General features: G+C 68.0%; 5 protein-coding genes. 3 read left to right on the forward strand and 2 right to left on the reverse strand.

Annotated elements, in window-relative coordinates:
- Positions 1-59: 59 nt before the first annotated feature.
- Entirely contained in the window at positions 60-2522 is a 2463-nt protein-coding gene (locus ACXJKH_RS13130) for a prolyl oligopeptidase family serine peptidase (protein WP_457319879.1), read from the forward strand.
- A gap of 102 nt (positions 2523-2624) precedes the next feature.
- On the opposite strand, the gene ACXJKH_RS13135 is transcribed toward ACXJKH_RS13130, so the two are convergent.
- The gene (locus tag ACXJKH_RS13135) at positions 2625-3602 is read right to left on the reverse strand and encodes a hypothetical protein (protein WP_457319881.1); all 978 of its coding nucleotides are present in this window, start codon (positions 3600-3602) and stop codon (positions 2625-2627) included.
- Positions 3603-3744: 142 nt separating this feature from the next.
- Here ACXJKH_RS13135 and ACXJKH_RS13140 point away from each other — a divergent pair, with 142 nt between their 5' ends.
- Positions 3745-4422: an HAD family hydrolase gene (locus ACXJKH_RS13140; protein ID WP_457319883.1), complete on the forward strand. Its 678-nt coding sequence runs from the start codon at positions 3745-3747 to the stop codon at positions 4420-4422.
- A 62-nt stretch (positions 4423-4484) separates the two neighbouring features.
- On the forward strand, positions 4485-5267 hold the full coding sequence (locus ACXJKH_RS13145; RefSeq protein ID WP_457319885.1) for an SGNH/GDSL hydrolase family protein: 783 nt from the start codon (positions 4485-4487) through the stop codon (positions 5265-5267).
- A gap of 93 nt (positions 5268-5360) precedes the next feature.
- Here ACXJKH_RS13145 and ACXJKH_RS13150 read toward each other — a convergent pair.
- The coding region (locus tag ACXJKH_RS13150; RefSeq protein WP_457319887.1) for a thioesterase family protein at positions 5361-5711 on the reverse strand (351 nt) is incomplete at its 5' end.

Raw genomic sequence — 5711 nt, forward strand, 5'->3', positions numbered from 1 at the left:
GTGCTAGATTCGGGTCATGCCCGCGTACGGGCCCTCATGACCACTGTAAGGGGATAGGGATGCTGATCCGTCGTACCTCGCTGGCTGCGGCTGTCGCCGTCGCCACGCTCGGCCTGCTGGCTGCCGCGCCGGCCTTCGCCGGCTATGACAAGCCGCCCGAACACCTGCTCAAGGTGCTCAAGGCACCGCCGCCGCCCGTGCCCAGCCTGGACCCCAGCGGCCAGCGCCTGCTGCTGACCACCGCGCAGACCTATCCGTCGATCGAGCGCGTGGCCCAGCCCTACCTCAAGCTGGCCGGCGTGCGCCTGGAGCCGAAGAACCGCAGCCGCCACGACACCCAGGGCGGCTATGGCATTCCGGCGTGCGTGGCCGATTTCACCCTGGTCGATGTGGGCACCGCCAAGCACACCAAGGTGGCGCTGCCGCAGGGCTGCGCGGGTGCAGCGCAATGGTCGGCCGACGGCCGGCATTTCGCGTTCCAGAACGCGGTCGATACCGCGGTGCAACTGTGGGTGGGCGATGCGGTGACCGGCCAGGTCAAGCAGATTCCCAACGTACAGCTCAATCCGATCTTCGGCGGGACGGTGCAGTGGCTGGGCGGTGGGCAGAAGTTGCTGGTGAAGCTGGTGCCACCCAACCAGGGACCAGCGCCGTCCAGCGGCAACGGTGCGGGCGGTCCGGACGTGCAGGAGTCGCTGGGCAGCAGCGGCGAGAGCAGCACCTATGAAGCGCGCGATACGCTGACCAGCGCGCACGATGAGCAGCTGTTCGCCTATTACGGTGCATCGCAGCTGGCGGTGGTGGACGTGGCCGCCGGCAACGTACGCAATGTCGGCGCRCCGGCCCTGTACGACGGGGTCAATGCCGCCCCCGATGGCGTGCACGTGTTGACCGAAACGTTGAAGGCGCCGTTCTCGCACGCAGTGACTTACCAGCGCTTTGCCAATGACGTGGCCGTACTCGATCTGGGCACCGGCCGCAGCAGCCCGATCGCCAGCCTGCCGCTGGCCGACCGCGTGCCGGTGCATGGCGTGCCGGAAGGCCCGCGCGAGTTCGACTGGCGCTCCACCGATCCGGCCACGCTGGTCTACGCCGAGGCGCTGGACAAGGGCGACTGGAAGGTGACCGTGCCGCATCGCGATCGCGTGCTGGCGCTGAAGGCGCCCTTCACCGGCAAGCCGCAGGAAATCGCCCGTACCGCGCAGCGCTTTGAAGGCATCGCCTGGAGCGCCGATCCGGCGGTGTCGTTCCTGTTCGAGAACGACGAGAACCGGCATTGGCGGCAGACCCGCATCGTGGATGTGGACCAGCCGAAGAAGGAAGGCCGCCTGCTGTGGGATCTGTCCAGCGATGAGCAGTACGCCGACCCGGGCAACCTGGTGTTCAAGCGCCTGCCCAACGGGGCGTCGGTGGTCCGCCAGGACGGTGCGTTCGTGTTCCTGCGCGGGCAGGGTGCCTCGCCGCAGGGCGACCGGCCGTTCCTGGATCGCCTGGACCTGGGCTCGCTCAAGACCGAGCGCCTGTTCCGCAGCGACGCCGACGCCTACGAGCAGGTGCTGGGCCTGACCGCCACGCCCGGCCGCTACCTGACCTGGCACCAGTCGGTGATGGACCCGCCGAACGCCTTCGTGCGCCAGCAGGGCGAGCGTGCAGCGTCGGTCAAGGAGGGCGAGGCGCAGTTCGCCTCCACCGCCACCGCGCTGACCCGGCTCACCGACCCGACCCCGGAAGTGCGACAGATCCAGAAGCGGCTGGTGACCTACAAGCGTGCCGACGGCGTGGACCTGTCCTTCACCCTGTACACCCCGCCGGGCTACAAGGAAGGCCAGCGCGTACCGGCAATCCTGTACGCCTATCCGGCCGACTTCGCCAACGCCGCGCAGGCCGGGCAGGTGTCCGGGTCGCAGCAGACCTTCACCCGTCTGGCCCCGTACCGGCTGATGCTGCTGGCCGGCTACGCGATCATCGACAACGCCTCGTTCCCGATCGTGGGCGATCCCAAGAACGCCTACGACACCTATCTGGAACAGCTGGAGGCCGATGCCAAAGCGGCGGTGGACAAGGCCGTGGACCTGGGCGTGGTGGATCGCAACCGGATCGGCGTCACCGGGCACAGCCATGGTGGCCTGATGACCGCCAACCTGATCGCGCACACCACCCTGTTCAAGGCGGGCGTGGCCACCAGTGGCTCGTACAACAAGACGTTCACCCCGTTCGGCTTCCAGAACGAGCGTCGCTCGGTATGGCAAGCGCAGGACGTGTATCTGAAGGCGTCGCCGTTCTTCTATGCCGACAAGATCAAGCTGCCCCTGCTGTTGGTCCACGGCGAGGACGACGCCAACCCGGGCACCGAACCCTTCCAGTCGCGCAAGCTCTACCAGGCCATCCGCGGCAACGGCGGCACCACGCGCCTGGTGATGCTGCCCAACGAGCCGCACTGGTACACCGCGCTGGAATCCAACGAGCAGTTGGTGTACGAAATGCTCAACTGGTTCGACACCTACGTGAAGAACGCCCGCTGACGTCGACCGCGGGGTGACTGCTTTGGTTGCAATGAATCGGCCGCCCCGCAAAGGGCGGCCGTTTCGCATCGTGCAGCGGCCACGCCAGCCGAATGCAGCGGCTCAAGCAAGCGGCAGTGCTTCGTAGGCGCGTGCAATACGATCGTGCAGCACCCGCACCGCTTCGGCCTTGGCATCCACCCGGCGTTCGTCGCCATAGGCACGCAGGAAACGGCATGCCGCGTGGCCCTGCGCCTTGTGCGCGTAGTCGGCTATCCACTGCAGGCGGCCGGGCAGCAACGCCTGTTCGGCTGACCACGCCGCGACCGGTGGGCGAATGCGCCGACGCATCCCCACCCGCCACGGCTTGGGTGTCAGCCGCGCACGGAAGCAATGCTGCAGCCGGCACATGCGCGCGTAGAGCGCGTCGGTCTGCAGGGCATCGAACAGGCGCTGGACGACAGGGTCATGGGCCGAGAAGGTGGCGTGCATGGCCAGCAGGCGCAGGCCCGCCGGGGTACGGTAGGCGCGCAGGTGCCAGTCGGGGTGCTGCCCGATGAACTGTTCGACACGGGCCAGTGCGCGTGTCTCCAGTTGTGCATCGCGATGATCGGCGTTCTTGACGGCCAGTACCACGGCGTTGACCGCGATGAGCGCCGCGCTGGCTGCGGTCACACCGGCCACCCAGTTCCATACGTTGCCGGCGGCGATGGCCACCCCTGCCCACAATACGCACGCCAGCAGGGTGGGAATGACGCAACCGGATGGCGCAGGGCGGTGGTCGATATCGGCAAAAAGCACGTCAGGGGTATTCRGGCACAGCGCGCCGTAACTGTTGCGGGTAATGACGACATCCCTGTGGCGTTCGACGATCTGCTCGCGGATCGGCACGCCTTCCACGCCATAGTTGGTACGGCGCTCCTGCCGCGGCAGCGGCTGGCCAGCGGCGATGGCGTGTAGCGCCTCCTGCACGCGCGCATCGGCGTGCACCTGCGCGGCCGCCACGCTGTCGTCGGACCAGCCGAAGCGGCGCACGATCAGCGGCTTGCGGTTGTGCCGGACTTCGCGCCGGGCTTCGGCCCAGTACTCGGGAACGATCATGACGGTCCTTGTCGTGGTGTTGGGAGTCGCGCCGAAGTCTGCCACGTAACGCGGCACGCGTGCTGTGCCGCGCAAAGCGGGATAGGCGCGACCCTCGCCCGCGCTTATGATCGACGCTTCCCCGCATTACGGAATGAAGCGGATGCCTGACGCGAACGACGCCGACGTGGTGGTCTTCGATTTCGACCTGACCTTGACCCGGTGGGAAACCGCGTCGCGTTTCTTCAAGGGCTTGCTGCGGCGCGCGCCATGGCGGTTGTCGATTCTGTTGCTCGCATTGCCGGTGCTGGGACCATTGCTGCTGGCCTCCCACACGCGGCGGCTGCCGACGAGGTTTGGCGTCTGGCTGGCGACCTTTGGCCGTAGTCGACACGCGCTGGAGGCGCTCGCAGCGTCACATGCCGAAGCCGTGTTCGATGGCGACGAAGTGCTGTTCATCGACGCCGCGGTGGCGCACCTTCGCCAACATCAGGCCGATGGCGCACGCGTGGTGATCGCCACCGGCTGCTGGGAACCGCTGGCGCGCGCGCTGTTGGCGCGCGGCGGCCTGGGCGATGTGCCACTGGTGGCGTCCACGCTGCGCCCGGYATGGGGGGGCTGGGTGAGCGACCAGCACTGCCTGGGGGCCAACAAGATTCCGATGCTGGCCGCGCGCGGTTATCCGCCACCGTGGGCGATGGCCTATACCGACCACCACGCCGACCTGCCGTTGCTGCGCAACAGCGCGCGGTGGTACCTGGTGAGCCCGAAGGCCGGCTGTCTACGCCGCATCGAGGATGCCTTGCAGTCACCGGCGCAGATACTGGATTGGCGGGTCTGACGCCCACACCGCCGCTGGCGCTGCGTGCTAGCCTCATCACGGCCACCATGGGAGAACAGACCATGCCGTCCACGTTGCACGCCGTCATCCTGGCTGCTGCGCTGTCCCTGCTGTCCCCGGCGGCAGGGGCGCAATCGCCAGCGATCAATCCGCTGCTGGTGAAGCCTTTTGATGCCCTCAGCGCGGAAGAGGTGCGCGGCATGCAGCAGCGCCTGCTCGACTGGCCGCAGTTGCAGCGCTATCGCGCCGAGAATGCCGCGTTGCCCGTCGCCGTGCCGGGCCAGCGACGCGTGGTGTTCTTCGGCGATTCCATCACCGAAGGCTGGGGCCGTACCGGCAGCGCGACGTTCTTTGCCGGCAAGGGCTACGTCAACCGGGGCATCAGTGGGCAGACCACCGCACAGATGCTGCTGCGCTTCCGCCAGGACGTGATCGCGCTGCAACCGGCGGTGGTGGTGATCCTGGCCGGCACCAACGACATCGCCGGCAACACCGGGCCGGCCAGCCAGGCGATGATCGAAGACAACCTGCACTCGATGGTGGAGCTGGCCAAGGCGCACGGCATCGCCGTGGTGCTGTCCTCGGTGCTGCCGGTCAGCGAGTACCCGTGGCAGCCGGGCGTGCAGCCGGCGCCGAAGGTGCGTGCGCTCAACGCCGCGCTGAAGCGCTATGCAGGGCAGCAGAAGCTGGTCTACCTGGATTACTACACGCCGCTGGCCAACCACGAGGGTGGCCTGGACAAGGCCTTGGCCGACGACGGCGTGCACCCGACAGCGGCGGGGTATGCGCGGATGGCACCGCTGGCCGAAGCGGCGATTGCCCAGGCGCTGCGCGCAGCGCGATGATGACGCGGTAGCGGCGGCGTCAGCGCGCTTTCACGACGGCGCGGAAGCCGCCTGCTCGGCGTCGCCGCCCGCTGCGGTCGGCCGTGGGCCTGCTCAGCCCTCGTCCTGCTTCAACGCCGCATCGGCAGCCAGCAACGCCTCGGCCGCCTTGCTCAATGCAGGCGAGGGCACATCCTCGGCACCGATGGACTGCATCATCCGTGGCATGTCCACGAAGCGGCGCTGGCGCCGATCATAGATGCCGGTGACCAGTAGCGCGCGGGTGGCGATTTTCTCTTCGCCCAGCAACACCCGCTGCTCCATGATCACCCGCGTGCCGACCCAGCCGACCAGTCGCGTTTCCAAGGTGAAGCGCTGGAATGGCTTGAGCTCGCGGCGGAACTGGATCGTGCCGGCGCCGACGATCGGTGCCCACTTCTCACGCAGCGCCACCCGCCCCAGGCC

The organism is Stenotrophomonas sp. P5_B8 (assembly GCF_054049855.1).